Origin of the sequence: Rathayibacter iranicus NCPPB 2253 = VKM Ac-1602, from assembly GCF_003149025.1 — a bacterium.
GTDB classification, from domain to species: domain Bacteria; phylum Actinomycetota; class Actinomycetes; order Actinomycetales; family Microbacteriaceae; genus Rathayibacter; species Rathayibacter iranicus.
This window is the reverse complement of record NZ_QGDV01000001.1, coordinates 386,993-403,150: the sequence shown is the minus strand read 5'-3', so window position 1 is coordinate 403,150 and position 16,158 is coordinate 386,993. Positions and strand designations below refer to the sequence as shown.

Below are 16,158 nucleotides of genomic sequence, written 5' to 3'. Positions count from 1 at the left end.
TTTTGTGCGTCCCGGCCACCGTATCCGTCATTCCAGGCCCGGTCTGCTGCGTTCGAGGAGGCGGAGGAAACCCGAGAGCCGTTCGAGCTCGGTGAGCGAGGTGGGCAGCGAGGCGGCGAGTGCTGGCGAGTGCACGAGGTACGCGGCCCACTTCGCCCGAGAGATCGCGACGTTGAGCCGATTGGGCAGGAGGAGGAACTCAAGGCCGCGCGGGACGTCGGCGCCGGACGAGGCGGCGAGCGAGACGATCGCGATCACCGCCTCCCGTCCCTGGAACAGATCGACTGTGCCGACCGCGGTCTCGTCGAGCCCCGCCGCGTCGAGGGCGGCTCGGAGGAGCCCGCCCTGCGCGTTGTAGGGGGCGACGACGATGACGTCGGCCGCGGCGAGACTCCGCTCACCGTGCTCGTCGGCCCAGGCGCGGCCAACCATCGACACCACGATGTCGACCACGCGCCGGGCCTCATCCGGCGAGGACGTGGTATTGCCGGTGTGCTCGACCGGAACCGAATGCACACCCGGCGCAACGCCCTCCAGCCGACGCTCGGCGGGGGCGCGGGACGCGAGGGCACCCTCGTAGGAGAGCTCGGAGACGGCGGCAGCGAGCGCGGGATGCATCCGGTACGTCTGCGCGAGGAAGTAGCCATACTCGGCGGGCAGGACGTCGTGGCCGTCAGCAAGCCAGCCGAGCGCTGACTCGTCGACCGGCTCGGGGTGCGACCCCTGGCTGACCTGCGGTAGCTGCTGCGGGTCGCCAAGCAAGAGCAGACGCTGCGCGGACACGGAGGAGGCGATGGTCGGCGCGAGAGAGAACTGGCCAGCCTCATCGACGACGAGCAGGTCGAGTAAGCGGCGGGGAACGGTGGCGGCGTTGGCGAAGGTCCACGCGGTGCCGCCGACCACGCAGCCGCCGCCCTCCTCCAGGACCGCGGCAAGCGCCGCTGAGTTCTTCACCGGCGACCACGCCACGGCCTCCAGCGCCTCGGCCGAGGTGCCGACCTTAGGCACCTTGGCGACGCGGGACGGATCAACGCCTCGGCCGACCACGGCACTCAGGACGTTCTCGACCACCGAGTGCGACTGGCCCACCACACCGATCCGCCAGCCGTGTTCGCGGACGAGTCGAGCGATGACGTGCGAGCCGACATAGGTCTTGCCGGTTCCGGGCGGACCCTGGACCGCGAGCGTCGCCCGATCGAGGCCGAGAAGGGTCGCGACGACCGCGCCGATCACGTCGTTGCCCACCACCGGGGCGACGGCGCCCGGCGGCACGCGGCGCAGGATGGCGAGGGCGGGATCGGGCAGGAGTTCGGGCAGCGCGTCGAGGATCTCGCCGCCCCACTGGGCAATGGCCTCGGGTTGCGGAGCGGCGCGCGGCGGCGGCGCAGGGGCGAGAGCGACAGGAACGTCGTCGTGCGGTTCCTCCCCCGCCTTCAACCCCTCCTTGAGCAGCAGCGCGATCTGCTCGCCGTCGGCAGTGACGGCGAGGATCGCGGAGCGGTCGGACGCTCCGCGCAGACCCTGACCGGGCGCGGGCGCACCGGGCGGCGGCGGCACGTCGTAGACGAGGTACGGCGAGGCGCCGACGCTCAGGCGGCTGCCGGGAGCGAGCCGGCCGAGGATCCGCAACCCACGCGACTGTGTGCGTGCCTTCGGGAGCATCGACCAGTCGCGGACGACCTCGACCCGGTCGATCATCACGACATCGCGGGCGTCGGCCCAGTCGTCGAGCGGCTGGCGGAGGCGGTCGAAATGCTCCTGCCAGAAGGTCTTCGCCTCGCGGCGATGGTAGTCAATGGCAGCACCGGCGAGGGCGAGCGCCGTCTGGTCGGCCGTCCGCTCACGCGGCGGAACGCCCTCGACCTGCTCGAGCAGTGCGACCGCAACGGGGTGCGGCTCGCGTGGGACGGGAGCTTCGACCTCGACGAGGGGCGGCAACTCCTCGCGCGGCGGAGCGAGCGACAGCAGCCAGTCGCGCAGCCGAAGAGTCGAGCGGCAGTCGTAGGCGTTGTACTCGGCGACCCCGTCGAGCAGCCGCTGCCCCTCAATGGGGTCGGTGAGCAGAGCGGCTCGTGCCCTGACGTACCCGTCGATGCTGTCGATCGCGGTCGTCACTCCGGATGCATCGCGCACCTCCTCGCCCATGTAGAGCGGCTCGAGCTTCTTGAGGGAGTAGCTGCGCGAACCGACCCGTAGCGCGCGCCGGACGATTGGGTAGAGGTCGACGAGCACGCCGTCGCGCAGCAGGGCGTCGACCTCCTCCTCGCCCACCCCGTGGCGGAGCGCGAGCGAGAGCAGGTGCGCTCGCTCATACGAGGCGTAGTGGTACACGTGCATCCGCGGATACCGCGCGCGGCGCTCGCGCAGGTGCGCCAAGAAATCGAGGAGCGCCTGCCGCTCGGCAGCGAGGTCGTGTGCCCAGAAGGCAGTGAATTCCTCGTGGTCGTCAACCATGCCGAACAGGTAGTCGAGACCCCACTCGCGGTTGTTCTCGGTGTACAGCGGGTCCCCCTCGAAGTCGAAGAAGAGATCGCCCGGGTCGGGGGCGGGCAGGGCGGCGAGGACGGTGGGGTCGATCACCTCGACGGCGGGCACCGGCGAGGTCTCGGAGCGCAGTTGCAACCGCGCCTGCGCGCGCAGCGTCTCGAGGGCGGCGGAACCGAGGCCGGGGATGGGGCCGTCGTGCTCCGCCAGAGCGTCGAGGGTCATCACTCCGGCAGCGGCGAGCTTGGCCCGCTGGTCCAGCCGCATTCCGGCGACCAGGATCGGGTCGCGGTGCGCCTGCACCTCGGGAGCGCAGACGGAGCAACGCCCACAGGCGACGTAGCGCGAGTCGCCCCAGGCCAGTGGCTCCTCGGCGGCAAGCCGATCGGTCAGCACCTCCCGCAGCCGAGCGCTCTGCACACGGTAGACGGGTGCGATCACCGCCAGCGCGTGACTGGTGACGGACCCGTCGCCGAGCACCAGATGCACCTGTTCGCCCACCCGAACGCCACGGGCGATCATCTGCTCGGCGTAAGCGGCGAGTTGCAGCAGCGCCGGAATCTTCGCGTGCCGAGCGAGCTTCGTGTCGTAGACCTCGTAGGCACCATCCGCGGTACGGAGGAGAAAATCGGAGAAACCGAGGAAGTCACCGTCGAAAAACGTGGCCTGGTAGAGCACGTCGACTTCGGCGCGCATCGCCTCGACCGCGGCATCGGCCGCCGAAGCGTAGTCGGACGGCTCGGGGCGCGCGAACTCCAACACCTCGTGGGTGCGCTTCAGCTCCGCGAGGAAACGGTGCTCGTGGTCGTCGCCGAGGGCGGCCGTGCGCTCGAGCATGCCGTCCTTCTCGACCTCGAGGCGAGGAGCGCGTCCGAGCATTGCGTCGAGGCGCCGCAGCACCGCCCACTCGCAGGCGGCCCAGTTCGAGAGGTCGGTAGGGCTCGTGACCAGCCGGCCGGAATCAAGGTACACGCGACTCCCTTCAGGACCGCCGGGCGACGACCGCCTTCAGGCTAGGGCGACCCTCCGACATTGGGCGCATGGAGTGGGCGGGATCGTTCACGAGGAGGAGCGGAGCGCGACGGACCGGCAGACCGCGCTGCGCACCCCTCCGGGGAGCGCAGGGCCCATGCCAGGCTGGAGCGATGACCCCCGCGCGCTTCGAGATCATCCCGTCGAACGACATCGCCGAGCGCGCCGAACGAGCGTTCCCGGATCCATCGGCAGTGACCCTGACCGTCACCAGCCTCCCCAAACACGGGACGCAACGGACCGTGGATTGCGCGGTGGAGCTGGCCGGCCGCGGGTTCCAGGTCGTGCCGCATCTCGCGGCGCGCACCATCGAGGGGCGCGACGCCCTGCAGCGGCTCCTCGCGCGGCTGGGCGACGCAGGGATCAACGAGGCGTTCGTGATCTCGGGCGACGCGAGGGAGGCTGCGGGCTCCTACGCGACGAGCCTCGAGCTGATCCGCGATGCCCGTGAGCTGGCTCCCTCGCTCGCACTCGACATTGCGGGCTACCCGGAGGGGCATCCGCACCTCTCCGCCGAAAGCATCGAGCGGCACCTGCATGAGCGTGCTCCGTTCATCCGCTCGGTCGTTACTCAGATGTGCTTCGACGTGGATGCCGTCGTGCGCTACGCGGACCGGCTGCGCGAGCAGGGCGTGACCGCGGACGTGTGGGCCGGTGTGCCGGGGCCGGTCGAGCGCTCGAAGCTACTGACGCTGGGGGCGCGGATCGGAGTCGGCGCGTCGCTCGGCTTCCTCAAGCGGAGCACGTCGGTAGCTGGCGGGCTGCTGCACGGACGCCGCTTCGACCCGACCGCATTCGTCGCGCGCCTCGACTCCGCCGCCGGCGACCGCCTCGCGGGCCTGCACGTCTACACCTTCAACGAAGTCGACGCCCTCGCCACCTTCGCCTAACCCACACCCGTCGCTCCCCCTCCTCCCCGGCCGCGAGATACCTCTTGGGTACGGGCTCTTCGGCGTGTCGCGTACCCAATTGGCATCTCGCGAGAAGGGGGACGACGGCTACGACGAAGGGGAGCGGATCCAGAGTGGGGGGTGGGGGAGTTCGGCCTCGGTGCGGAGGCGTCCGGCGAACGGCGCCCAGACGACGAGTGCGACGCCGATCCCGAGCAGGAGGCCGCCGACAGTGTCGCTGAGCCAGTGCGCGCCGAGGTAGGTGCGGCTCGCCATCATGGCGACGGTGTACAGAAACCCGGCGATCCAGACCCAGAGCAGAGGGAAGACGAGCGCCAGCACCATCGCGGTGGTGGCCGCATTCGCGGTGTGACCGGAGGGGAACGAGCCGTAGTCGCTGGTCACCAGCATCTCGTCGGGACGAGCGCGGCCAACCAGCCCCTTGATGAGCTGGGCGGCTCCGACGCTGAGGAGAGCCGCGATCGCGTAGTACAGCGCGGCCCAGCGTCTCCGGAACACGAGCAGAACGGCCACGATGCCCAACGGAATGATGGCCGTGCCGGTGATGCCCGCGCCAACCGTGTTCATTATCAGCGCGGGGATGTTCCAGATGGACGATCGGTGCTCGACGATCTCGTCCATCCACTCGACGTCGAAGCCGAAGGCGGTGCTCGGACGAAACGCGATCAGCAAGGCAAGAAGCCCCGTGAGCAGAAACGCCACCGACGCTGAGACCAGCGGCCAGCGGCGCGAAACGCGGTGGGCCGCCTCCGTGCTGAGGAGCCGAGCGGCGACGCCGTCGGAGGGTACCCGCTCCCGGAGCCGCTCGCGCTGAACGGCGTCGGGGTGGGCACGTCCGGGAGTCGGGGGAAAGTCCATCCAGACATGATGCCTCCACCCGTTCCCCGCCCGCGGGGGCTTGCGGACCTCCCCCGCTGAGGGAACCCCGAAGTGGCCGGTCCGGGCGGGCCGGTCCGGGCGGGTTAGACCGGGTGGAGAGGGGTGGTGAGGGGGTCGGCGAGGAGGTGCTCGAAGGCGAGCTCGGCGGCACCGAGCATGAGCAGGTCTGGGCCGAGCTCGGTGCGGACGATCCGGACGGAGTCGAGCGCGACGCGGAAGGGGCCGCCCTGAGCGAGGCGGCCCTCGAGGACACCGGGCGCCACTCCGATCAGGGCGCCGAGAAAGCCACCGAGCACGACGAGCTGCGGATTGAAGACGTTGATGACGTTACGCAGCGCGACGGCAAGATGGCCCAGCTGCCGTTCGACCTCCGCGCGCACGGCCGGGTCCTCGGAGGCGGCGAGCGCCTCCTCCAGCCGCTCGCTCTCGTCGAGGCCGAGCGCCGTGAGCAGCTTGGCACGGCCAACCTCCGTCTCGAGGCAGCCGACCGCGCCGCAGTGGCAGTCGATCCCGACGCTGTTGACGAGGGTGTGGCCGATCTCGCCCGCGTAGCCGTCGATGCCGTGCAGGGGCGCGCCTCCGACGATGACGCCGGCGCCGACTCCGCTCGCTCCGCCGTTGAGGTACACGAGGTGGGAGACGTCGCGGCCTGCTCCGAGGACGCTTTCGGCGAGCGCGCCGAGGTTGGCGTCGTTGGCCGAGAGCACGGGCAGGCCGGTGGCGTCGGCGAGCATGTGTGAGAACGGATCGTCGACCCAGCCGAGGTGCGGGCCGACGCGGACGAGGCCGTCGGCGTCACGGACGAGTCCGGGAACGGCCACGCCGATGCCAACCGTGCGCGTGTCCTCGGGTAGGTCGGCCACAAGCTCGGCGATCGCCTCGGCCGCCAGACGCGCCGCGGCCTCGGCGGTCGGCACGGACGCTGAGCGGCGGATGCGTCGGCGCACCGAGGCGTCGATGCCGACCACGGCGACGGTCACGGCGTCAATTTCGGGATTCACGGCGAGCGCAACCACGCCGGAAGCGGCTTCGACGACCGGGCTGGGGCGGCCGACCTGGTTCACAGTGGCGGGCTCGCGTTCGCGCACGATGCCCAACTCGACCAGTTCGCCGACCAGCGCGGCGATGGTGGAGCGGTTGAGGCCGGTCAGGCGCGTCAGCTGCGAGCGGGAGCGGGGTCCACCACGGTGCACGAGACGCAGGATCGCGGAGAGATTGTGGCGTCGGACCCGATCGAGGTTGTTGCCGCGCATAACGTGGTCGGGCATTCCGCGGTCTCCTCTGCTTGCGGGTCAGCCTATCCGCGGGCGGGCGTGTGCGAGGACGAGAGCACTTCCGCGGTTAGACCGCGGTCCAGCTCCAGGAGCCGGCCGGTCCCTCGACCGACACGGCACCGCCGGATCGAGTCACCGTGAACACGGTCTCCTCCCCCGAATCCTGCGCGACGACACGCGCGTGCGCCACGCCATCCGGCCCCGGGAAGACTTGCAACTCGAGCCCGTCGAGATAGTCGTATTCGGCCGTGTCCTGGCGCGCGCCGACCGGGATCACCGCACCCTCCCGCACGTAGAGCGGCAGCGAGTCGAAGCCGTGCACCTCGCGGCGCCACTCCCCCGTCGATGCGATCGATTCGCCGGTCCACCAGCTCGTCCAGAGCCCGCGCGGCAGGTAGAACTCGACCGTACCGTCTTCGGTGAACACCGGAGCGACGAGCAGGTCGTGCCCGAGCAGGTACTGAGTATCGAGGTGGGCGGCGGTGCGATCGTCCTCGAATTCGAGCGCCATCGGGCGCATCAGCGGCAGGCCGGTGCGCGCCGCCTCCGCTCCCGCCGCGTACAGGTAGGGCATCAGCGAGAGCTTCAACCGCGTGAAGCGCCGAGTGACCTCGACCGCCTCCTCGTCGAACGCCCACGGCACGCGCACCGAAGACGAACCGTGCAGCCGGGAGTGCGAGGACAGCAGGCCGAAGGCGAGCCAGCGCTTGAAGACGCCAGGGTCGGGCGTGCCCTCGAACCCACCGATGTCGTGCGCCCAGAAGGCGAAACCGCCGAGCGCGAGCGAGAGTCCGCCACGCAGGGTCTCGGCCATCGACACATACGACGACGTATTGTCCCCGCCCCAGTGCACCGGCAGGGTCTGCCCACCGACCGTCGCGCTGCGGGCGAAGAGCACGGCCTTCCCCTCGCCGAGCTCCTGCTCCAGCACCTCGTGCACCGCGCGGTTGTAGAGCTGGGGGTACCAGTTGTGCATCGCCTCCGGATCGGTGCCATCGGCCCAGACCACGCCTTTGGACGGGATCCGCTCGCCGAAGTCGGTTTTGAAGGAGTCCACGCCCTGGCGCACGAGAACGCGCAGCTTCTCCTGGAACCAAGCGGTTGCCTCCGGGTTGGTGAAGTCGATGAGGGCCATGCCCGCGACCCACATGTCCCACTGCCAGACGTCGCCGGAGGCGGTGCGGAGCAGGTAGCCCTTCTCGCGGCCCTCAGCGAACAGCGGCGACGCCTGAGCGATGTACGGATTGATCCAGACGCAGGTGTGCAGGCCGCGCTCGTGCAAGCGGGCGAGGATCCCCTCGGGGTCCGGGAAGGTGCGCGGGTCCCACTCGAGGTCTGTCCACTGGAACTCGCGCATCCAAAAGCAGTCGAAATGGAACGCCGACAGTGGCAACTCCCGCTCGGCAAACCCATCGATGAACGAGTTCACCGTCTCCTCGTCGTAACTCGTGGTGAAGCTGGTGGTGAGCCAGAGCCCGTAGCTCCACGCGGGCACGACGGAGGGCCGTCCGGCGAGGGCGGTGTAGCGGCGCAGCACATCCTTCTTCGTCGGGCCCTGGATGACGAGATACTCCAGCGCCTCACCGCCGACCGAGAACTGCACACGCTCGACCGCCTCCGAACCGACCTCGAACGACACGAGGCCCGGATCGTTGACGAGCACGCCGTAGCCGCAGCTGGAGAGATAAAACGGCACGTTCTTGTAGGCCTGCTCGGAGGAGGTGCCACCGTCGGCGTTCCAGACATCGACGCTCTGGCCGTTCTTCACGAACGGGCCGAAGCGCTCGCCGAGGCCGTAGATCAGCTCCCCCACGCCGAGGTCGAGTTGCTCGTGCACGTAGGCCGAGCCGTCGGGGCCGGTCAGGTAGCCCTGCGCCTTGTGCCCGGAGCCGGTTAAGCGGGTTCCCGTGGACGTGTCCCAGAACTCGAGCGACCAGGGCGCGCCCTGCGCGACGCGGACTTCAAGATCTCCCGTGCAGAGCACGCCGCCCGCCTCCGTGACGCTCGTTCGACCCACCCCGTCCTCGACGAGCTCGAAGCCGGGACGCGTCGCGCTTCCGCGCCAGTGTTCGATGCGCACCTTCGCGACTCCCTCGGCGGGCGAGGAGATCGTGACGGTCAGGGCAGGCCGGTTCAGCACGTCGCCGCGGTCACGGATCACGCGGGTGGGCGCGATCACCTCCAGCGAGAAGCCGTCGGTGCGGATGTCGTAGGCCTCCTGCGCGAACAGGGGCGTGAATCCGGCCCGCGTCTGCCAGAACCCGTCGGTGAACTTCATGGCGGTGCCTTTCGAGGACGGCGCGCGGACGGACCCCCATCACGGGGCCCGCCTGCGACAGAGGGAAGAGAGTTACTTGACCGCGCCGGCGGTGATGCCGCGGGTGAGGGTGCGCTGGAAGATCAGGAAGAAGATCAGCGTCGGCAGCAGGCCCAGCAAGGCGCTCGCGCTGGTCGTGGTGACGTCCATGATCTTGTCGCCCTGGAGGCTCGAGATCGCAATAGGGACGGTCTGCGTCGCGTCGCTCACCAGGAAGACGAGCGGAATGAGGAACTCGTTCCAGGTCCAGATGAAGAAGAAGATCATCAGGACGGAGAGAGTGGGCCGCGAGATCGGCACGATCACCCGGGTGAGCATCTGCCATTTCGACGCGCCGTCGAGAGCGGCCGCCTCGAGGATTTCCTTGGGGAACGTGCCATAGACGCTCGAGAGCAGATAGGTGCCGAACGCCGACTGAATCACGGTAAAGATGATGATAACCGAGAGCTGAGTGTCGTAAATCCCGACCGCCTTGAACATGTAGTACAGCGGGTAGAGAAGGGCCTCCTGCGGGAGCATATTGGCCAGCAGGAACAGGATGATGATCCAGCTGCGTCCCCTCACACGGCCGATCCCGATTGCATAGGCGTTCAGGACCGAGAGCGCGACTGCCAGGATCGCGACCGAACCCGAGATCAGGATCGAGTTGCCCAGCTTCTCGGGGAAGTCGACGCGGCTCCAGAAAGTAGAGAGGCCGTCGAAGGAAAGGCCCGTCGGGAAAGCGAGCGGACCGTTGGCCGAGTACTCCGCGGGCGTCTTGAACGAGTTGAGCAGGATCAGCAGTACGGGACTGATGATCGCTAGCCCGATCACGACGGCGACGGCGAGGATCACCCAGTCGCCGACCGTGCGCTTCGTGGTGCCCTTCGGCGAGCGCGGAGCCCGCTTCGACACAGTGAGATCAGTGTCCGCGGTGCCTGCCTGAGTGACAGGCAGGGTCTCGATGGCCGACATCAGCGGGCTCCTTCGCTGCGCTCGACGCGCTCCTGGGCACGGATAAATAGCACGGCCAGGATCACGATGACGATCGTGAGCGCGGTCGCGATGGTGGCTCCGTAGCCCACCTGCTGCTTTTGGAAAAACTCGGTGTAGGAGTAGTAAGAGGGGACGATCGTCGAGTCGCCCGGCCCGCCGCGCGTCAGCGCATAGATGGGGCCGAAGACCTTGAGCGCAGCGATGGTACAGGTAAGAGTGACCACGAAGATCTCGGGGCGGATGATCGAGACTGTGATCCAGCGGAAGCGCTGGAACCAGTTTGCGCCGTCCAGCTCCGCGGCCTCATAAAGTTCAGGATCTACGCGCTGCAGCGCCGCCATGAAGATGACAACCGGGTAGCCGAGCTGCACCCAGATCATCACGACCATGATCGAGAGCATCGCCGTGTCGGGCTTGCCGAGCCAGTCGTGTGTGAGCGAACCCAGGCCGACGGCTTCGAGGATCGAGTTCAGCGCGCCGTTATCGGGGCGCAGGATCCAGCCGATCACGATTGCGGCGATGACGGTCGGGAGGATCTGTGGCAAGTAGTAGGTCGCGCGGAGAAAGCTGGCGAGGCGCCCGCCGAACTTCTTGCCGACGAGGTCGAAGAGGATCGCGGCGAGCAACAGGCCCAGAAGGGTCGGCACAATCACCATCGCGATGATCATGTAGACGGAGTTGAGGAACGAGGTCCAGAACTGAGCGTCAGCCATCAGCTCGACCCAGTTGTCGAGGCCGATGAAGGTCGGCGGCTTGATCCCGCGCCACGAGGTAAAGCTGATAACGATGTTCCACACGAGCGGGATCAGCACAATGAACGTAAACAACACGAACCCGGGGATTAGATAACCCCAATACCCGCCCACCCTCTTCTCGCGCGGCGGCGCCACACTCGTCGTCATAGTCACTCCTAGCTCACATCGTGCGGGGGAAAACGGGCCGCGAGATACCAGGTGAGTACGCGACTCGCCGAGGCAGGCGTACTCACCTGGCATCTCGCGGGAGTCACTTGATGTCGGCGACTCCGTCGTCGTACTTCTTTTGGAGAGTGGAGAGCATGGCGGTCTCGGTGGTGGAGCCGTTGATGAGTTCCTGGGTGGCGGCGACGAGGTCGTCGTAGAAGGTGGCGGTCGGCCAGTCGGGGTAGAAGGAGAGCTGGTCACCCGCGACAACCGTCTTCCACTGCGAGAGAAGCGCCTTGCTCTTCTCATCAGTGATCGCGGTCTCGTCGACAACCAGCGGGATGCCTCCGTTGTTGCCGATAAGGTTCTGAATCTCGGGCCGCATCGTGATGTCGATCCACTTGAAGGCGAGGTCCTTATTCTTCGCCGTCTCGGGGATCACCCAGTGGTTACCCGCGGAGCCCATCGTGAACTCGGCGCCCGGGAAGAGGAAGGTGTTCCACTCGAAACCGGTGATCTCGGTTGTGAAGCGGCCGAACCACCACGAGCCCGAGAAGAAGATCGGGTACTCGCCCGAGATGAAGGCGGTGCCCGCGTCCTCAGCCTTCAGCCCGGAGGCGTCCGTCGAGAAGTAGCCCTTGTCTGCGTAGAGCTTCACCTGGTCGGCCGCATAGCTCCAGGCCGCATCCTGGAAGTCGACCGCTCCTGCGTAAGTCTGGAAATCGGTGATCCAGGAGCGGTCGGCCTTGAGCAGGGCGAGCTGATAGAAGAGCTGCTGCAGCGGATACTCGCCGCCGGCCTCGGCCAGGGGCGTGATCCCCTTGGCGACGAACGCGTCGAGGACAGCGATAAACTCCTCGTACGTCGTGGGCACCTCAAGTCCATTCGCCGCGAAGGCGTCCTTGTTGTAGTAGACAAAGGTGAATTCACCGTAGTTGGGAACGCCGTACCACGAACCGGAGCCCATAATGCCGTTTTCATCGTACTTCGCCGTCGTCTGCAACGCCCCGGGAACCAGCTTGTCCCACCCGTAGAAGGCGACAGCCTCGTCCAGGTTGGTCAGCAATCCCTGGCTCGAGAGCAGTCCGCTGGTGGCGTTGCCCTTGTTGTACTCGACGACGTCGGGCGCCGAGTTGGAGTTGAAGATCTGACTGGCGCCAGTGCGCAACTGCTCGAACGCCTTGAACTCGTAGGCGATCTCGGCGCCGGTCTCCTTCGTGAAGATGTCGCGGGCGGCGAGCCACGCGATGCCGCGGTCGCTATCGGGAGTTTCAAAGTCCCACATGGTCAGAGTGCGGCCGGCGCCGTCGACGCTGGTCGAGAGCGCCTCGGAGCCGGCGTTGGAACCGCCGCCGGAGCACGCGGTGAGCGCAAACATCGCGCTGAGGCCGACGCCGCCGGCGAGAAGGTTGCGGCGGCTGAGGCCGAGGGGCGGGCGGTGGAAGGCGGAGCTGGATCGGAGCGGCATGACGGGGTTCTCCTTCGAACGGGACGGTGATGCTGCGAGAGGTGATAGTGCTACGGGGCTCTCCCCGAGCGGCGTCTGTCGAAGCGTTTCGACGATCCGCGGAGGAGGCATCTGTGAGAACGGAATAAGGGATCAGAGGGTGACCGGCACTCGCGCGCCGGTCGGAGCGAGCGCGAGGGATCCGCGGTCGAGATAGGAGGGCGGAAAGAGCTCGACGCCGACGGTGCGGCCGGAGTCAATCTGGTGGAGGGTCCGCGCGACGGCCGCACGGCACATCGCGTCGAACGGGAGCGGGAGGCTGCTGGTGGGGATCGGGAGGGCGCCGCCGTCGTAGCTGGCGCACGCCGCCAGGATCGACAGATCGCCGGGGACGGAGAGGCCGCGCTCGAGAACCCGCGCGATTGCCGCCTCCGCCACGGGCTCGTTGCAGTGCAGCACCAGTGCGGTGGGGGCGGCTGGAGCAGCGAGGATCGCGTCGACTGCGGCAGCGGCGCTGAGACGGCCGATGTGCGGGCGCTCCACTGTGACCGCAACGTCGAGGACGGCGGCCTCGGCGCGGAACGCCTGATCGAAACGGCGGACAAAGCCCGCGTTGCGATCGGTGTAGGACTGCGGATGCTCCAGGAGGCCGACGGAGCGGTGCCCCAGCTCGGCCAGGCGGCGGACGCTCTCGCGGGCCGCCTCCTCGAAATCGAGGTCGACGCAGGCGAGGTCGTGAGAGTCGGCTGGAACGCCGATGAAAGTCGCGGGCACCCCGGCCGCGCGGATCAGCTCGGCGCGGTCATCGTCGTCGTCCACGCCCATCAGCACAATGCCGTCGACCAGGGAAGAGGAGGAGACGCGACCGATGCCGTTGGACGCCTCGTCGGTGACGAGCAGGAGGACGTCGTAATCGGATTCGCGAGCCCGCTCAAGCACCTCGGTGACGAAGCGCATATGGGTCGGCAGGTGCAGTTCACCGCGCATAGGGGCAGAGAGGGCGAGGATGTGGGTCCGCGCCCCGGCAAGCATCCGGGCGCCGGCGTGCGGACGGTAGCCGAGCTGGCGGACCGCCTCATCGACTCGCTGACGCGTCGAGGCGGCGATCGAACGCTTGCCGGAGAGGGCGTAGGAGACGGTGCTGATCGAGACTCCGGCAACGCGGGCGACGTCGTGGATGGTCGCCATGGTTCCTCCTGCCGGACGTCATCGTCGGTGACGGTCGCGGCTTCGAAGCGCTTCGACCGGTGGTGCTGGAGTGACTGTACGCAGAGTCGAAGCGCTTGCGCAAGCATTCGGTCGCGAATCGATCCCGCCATCCGCACTAACGGGCTGCCCGATCAGCAGGGGCTCCATCGAGACCGAATTCACGCTTCCTCGTGGTGAGAGCGACGCAGAGCGCGCAAGAACAGGGTCATGACGGCGGGATGTCCGATTCGGAGGCCGGCGGCGTAGCAGCGGCCGAACCAGTTGTGTGTCCAGACCTTGGTCTCCACATCGATGATCACGACTCCATCGCCCGCGGAGACCCGAAGCGATGATCGGAAGGTGAGGTGCTTGTCGGCGATACCAAAGGCAATGTGTTCTGGCGTCTCTGCAAGCACGGGGAACGGCCCCAGGCGGTCGGCGCGTGGGGATCCACGAACGCCAGCATCATCGGCGAAGGGCTTGATTCCGACTATTCGACCCACGGCATTTCTCATGCGCAGTGCGGCGACCACGACGAGGGGTTTGGGTGCGAAGAGCGCCTCTCCCCAAAAGCGCGCCGTCCGGAGCTCACCGCCCGGTATGCGCGTTCCCTCTCGCCACACCTGGTTCGGCTCGCCCAGCGGGTCTAATCTCTTGGATGTGCTCATCGGAGTACGCCCCGATAACCGTGTCCTAGGCGGACTCTGCCATCGTTGGCAAAGAATGTGGTTATCTCGCCGGACGGTTTACCGATCCGCACCGGTGTCCGGTCTAGCGAGACGGGACACCACCGATTTGCTCGCCCAGTTAACGTCTTCAACGCGGTGACGAGTGATGGTCGAATAACACTAGCGTCCGTGAGCACGGACACCGCTACCCCTCGACCGAAGAGTCCGATAATCATCAGCCCCCACCGAGCCGGCTAGGCCGCCTCCAACAATCACCACATCAAAGTCAGGAGTGGCCCTTTCGGGGGATTCACAAGCCGTGCGCGAAGCCCCTTGCAGCATGAACATACGAAGCCTTACGGAAAGCGGCGAAGAGTGGAGCACTGCCTCAGTGACTCCTGCGTGACAAACTAGCAGTGAGACCCGCATGATAGCAAGCGGACAATCATGCTGGCCGCGGTCGATGCACCCTCACCGCGAGGATGTAAAGGAAGTGCAGCCATTTACCCCCCGACTCTAGGGGTCAATTGAAACAGGGGCTATGAATTGGCTTATCGCATTTGAGGATACGGCTGGGTCTCTAGGCCGAGCCGCCGCCGGCGATCACCGCCACGGTCACCGGCCAGGCACTGTTCGTCTCGATCGGTTCCGACGCGGCCGACGAGCTCCAGGACTACGGGGACGCGCTGGTGGTCGACGCGCCGACGTCGGTGTGCTCACCGCCCCGGCCAGCCCGCGCATCGAGACCTTCGCACTCGTTGCGCACCTCCGCCCGCTGGGGATATGTTGGCTTCAACAACAATTCGGCGACGTCGCCGGAAAGGATCGGTTCCATGTCTCTGACCCCCACCCGCGCTGACAAGTTCTCGTTCGGCCTCTGGACCATCGGCTACAACGGGACGGACCCGTTCGGCGGCCCGACCCGCGAGCCGCTGGACGTCGTGCACGCGGTCGAGAAGCTCGACGAACTCGGCGCCTACGGCCTCACCTTCCACGACGACGACCTCTTCGCCTTCGGCTCGACCGATGCCGAACGCCAGACTCAGATCGACCGCCTCAAGGGCGCACTGGAGTCGACCGGCCTGATCGTGCCGATGGTGACCACCAACCTCTTCAGCGCCCCGGTCTTCAAGGACGGCGGCTTCACCTCGAACGACCGCGACGTGCGCCGCTTCGCCCTGCGCAAGGTCCTGCGCAACATCGACCTGGCCGCCGAGCTGGGCGCCCAGACCTTCGTCATGTGGGGTGGCCGCGAGGGCGCCGAGTACGACTCCGCCAAGGACATCCGCGCCGCGCTTGAGCGCTACCGCGAGGCCGTCAACCTGCTCGGCGACTACGTCACCGACAAGGGTTACGACATCCGCTTCGCCATCGAGCCCAAGCCCAACGAGCCCCGCGGAGACATCCTCCTGCCGACCCTGGGCCACGCGATCGCGTTCATCAACTCCCTCGAGCGCCCCGAGCTAGTCGGTGTCAACCCCGAGGTCGGTCACGAGCAGATGGCGGGCCTGAACTTTGCGGCCGGCATCGCCCAGGCGCTGTACCACGGCAAGCTCTTCCACATCGACCTCAACGGTCAGCGCGGCATCAAGTACGACCAGGACCTCGTCTTCGGCCACGGGGATCTCCACAACGCGTTCGCACTCGTCGACCTGCTCGAAAACGGTGGCCCTGGCGGCGTCCCCGCCTACGACGGCCCCCGCCACTTCGACTACAAGCCCTCGCGCACCGAGGACGAGACCGGCGTCTGGGACTCGGCCGCCGCGAACATGCACACCTACCTGCTGCTCAAGGAGCGCGCCGCGGCCTTCCGCGCTGACCCTGACGTGCAGGAAGCGCTCGCCACCGCCAAGGTCGCCGAACTCTCGATCCCGACGCTGAACGAGGGCGAGTCGTACGACGACTTGCTCGCCGACACCGCCGCCTACGAGTCCTTCAACACCGACGCCTACCTGAACGGCAAGGGCTTCGGCTTCGTCCGCCTCCAGCAACTCGCCACCGAGCACCTCCTCGGCGCCCGCTAACCCCCCTCCCCTCCCCCCTCCTAGATCTCGCGAAATGTCGCGAGATCCCCTGAAACG

General features: G+C 67.6%; 11 protein-coding genes. 2 read left to right on the top strand and 9 right to left on the bottom strand.

Annotated elements, in window-relative coordinates; genetic code table 11:
* Nucleotides 1-27: 27 nt before the first annotated feature.
* Nucleotides 28-3,456, bottom strand: a complete 3,429-nt coding sequence (locus B0H03_RS01955) for a TM0106 family RecB-like putative nuclease (protein ID WP_104266460.1) — start codon at nucleotides 3,454-3,456, stop codon at nucleotides 28-30.
* A 173-nt stretch (nucleotides 3,457-3,629) separates the two neighbouring features.
* Between B0H03_RS01955 and B0H03_RS01950 the strand changes: the two genes are divergently transcribed.
* On the top strand, nucleotides 3,630-4,406 hold the full coding sequence (locus B0H03_RS01950) for a methylenetetrahydrofolate reductase (protein WP_160487209.1): 777 nt from the start codon (nucleotides 3,630-3,632) through the stop codon (nucleotides 4,404-4,406).
* Between the two features lie 108 nt (nucleotides 4,407-4,514).
* Here the strand turns inward: B0H03_RS01950 and B0H03_RS01945 are convergent, their stop codons facing one another.
* The 8 genes from B0H03_RS01945 to B0H03_RS01910 all read right to left on the bottom strand — a co-directional run bounded on the left by B0H03_RS01945 (nucleotide 4,515) and on the right by B0H03_RS01910 (nucleotide 14,077).
* Entirely contained in the window at nucleotides 4,515-5,285 is a 771-nt protein-coding gene (locus tag B0H03_RS01945; protein ID WP_104266458.1) for a phosphatase PAP2 family protein, read from the bottom strand.
* A 104-nt stretch (nucleotides 5,286-5,389) separates the two neighbouring features.
* A complete protein-coding gene (locus B0H03_RS01940; protein WP_181075099.1) occupies nucleotides 5,390-6,574 on the bottom strand; it encodes an ROK family transcriptional regulator in 1,185 nt (394 codons plus the stop codon).
* A 73-nt stretch (nucleotides 6,575-6,647) separates the two neighbouring features.
* Nucleotides 6,648-8,858 (bottom strand): alpha-xylosidase, encoded by a 2,211-nt coding sequence (gene yicI, locus B0H03_RS01935; protein WP_104266457.1) that lies wholly within the window; start codon nucleotides 8,856-8,858, stop codon nucleotides 6,648-6,650.
* Nucleotides 8,859-8,930: 72 nt separating this feature from the next.
* A complete protein-coding gene (locus B0H03_RS01930) occupies nucleotides 8,931-9,851 on the bottom strand; it encodes a carbohydrate ABC transporter permease (protein ID WP_104266456.1) in 921 nt (306 codons plus the stop codon).
* A complete protein-coding gene (locus B0H03_RS01925) occupies nucleotides 9,851-10,774 on the bottom strand; it encodes a carbohydrate ABC transporter permease (protein ID WP_104354419.1) in 924 nt (307 codons plus the stop codon). Before B0H03_RS01925 ends, B0H03_RS01930 begins: the two co-directional genes overlap by 1 nt.
* Before the next feature lie 103 nt (nucleotides 10,775-10,877).
* Complete coding sequence (locus B0H03_RS01920; protein ID WP_237399267.1) at nucleotides 10,878-12,242, bottom strand: ABC transporter substrate-binding protein; 1,365 nt, start codon at nucleotides 12,240-12,242, stop codon at nucleotides 10,878-10,880.
* A gap of 132 nt (nucleotides 12,243-12,374) precedes the next feature.
* Entirely contained in the window at nucleotides 12,375-13,409 is a 1,035-nt protein-coding gene (locus B0H03_RS01915; protein ID WP_104266452.1) for a LacI family DNA-binding transcriptional regulator, read from the bottom strand.
* A 179-nt stretch (nucleotides 13,410-13,588) separates the two neighbouring features.
* Nucleotides 13,589-14,077, bottom strand: coding sequence for a DUF2867 domain-containing protein (locus B0H03_RS01910; RefSeq protein ID WP_104266451.1), 489 nt, complete (start codon nucleotides 14,075-14,077; stop codon nucleotides 13,589-13,591).
* Between the two features lie 833 nt (nucleotides 14,078-14,910).
* Here B0H03_RS01910 and xylA point away from each other — a divergent pair.
* On the top strand, nucleotides 14,911-16,101 hold the full coding sequence (gene xylA / locus B0H03_RS01905) for a xylose isomerase (RefSeq protein WP_104266450.1): 1,191 nt from the start codon (nucleotides 14,911-14,913) through the stop codon (nucleotides 16,099-16,101).
* Nucleotides 16,102-16,158 lie beyond the last annotated feature (57 nt).

What these genes read in the sequence shown, in the direction of transcription:
- B0H03_RS01920 (WP_237399267.1), bottom strand. Translation starts at nt 12,242, where the DNA reads ATGCCGCTCCGATCCAGCTCCGCCTTCCACCGCCCGCCCCTCGGCCTC.
- B0H03_RS01910 (WP_104266451.1), bottom strand. Translation starts at nt 14,077, where the DNA reads ATGAGCACATCCAAGAGATTAGACCCGCTGGGCGAGCCGAACCAGGTG.
- B0H03_RS01950 (WP_160487209.1), top strand. Translation starts at nt 3,630, where the DNA reads ATGACCCCCGCGCGCTTCGAGATCATCCCGTCGAACGACATCGCCGAG.
- B0H03_RS01940 (WP_181075099.1), bottom strand. Translation starts at nt 6,574, where the DNA reads ATGCCCGACCACGTTATGCGCGGCAACAACCTCGATCGGGTCCGACGC.
- B0H03_RS01915 (WP_104266452.1), bottom strand. Translation starts at nt 13,409, where the DNA reads ATGGCGACCATCCACGACGTCGCCCGCGTTGCCGGAGTCTCGATCAGC.
- B0H03_RS01925 (WP_104354419.1), bottom strand. Translation starts at nt 10,774, where the DNA reads ATGACGACGAGTGTGGCGCCGCCGCGCGAGAAGAGGGTGGGCGGGTAT.
- B0H03_RS01945 (WP_104266458.1), bottom strand. Translation starts at nt 5,285, where the DNA reads ATGGACTTTCCCCCGACTCCCGGACGTGCCCACCCCGACGCCGTTCAG.
- B0H03_RS01930 (WP_104266456.1), bottom strand. Translation starts at nt 9,851, where the DNA reads ATGTCGGCCATCGAGACCCTGCCTGTCACTCAGGCAGGCACCGCGGAC.
- yicI (WP_104266457.1), bottom strand. Translation starts at nt 8,858, where the DNA reads ATGAAGTTCACCGACGGGTTCTGGCAGACGCGGGCCGGATTCACGCCC.
- xylA (WP_104266450.1), top strand. Translation starts at nt 14,911, where the DNA reads ATGTCTCTGACCCCCACCCGCGCTGACAAGTTCTCGTTCGGCCTCTGG.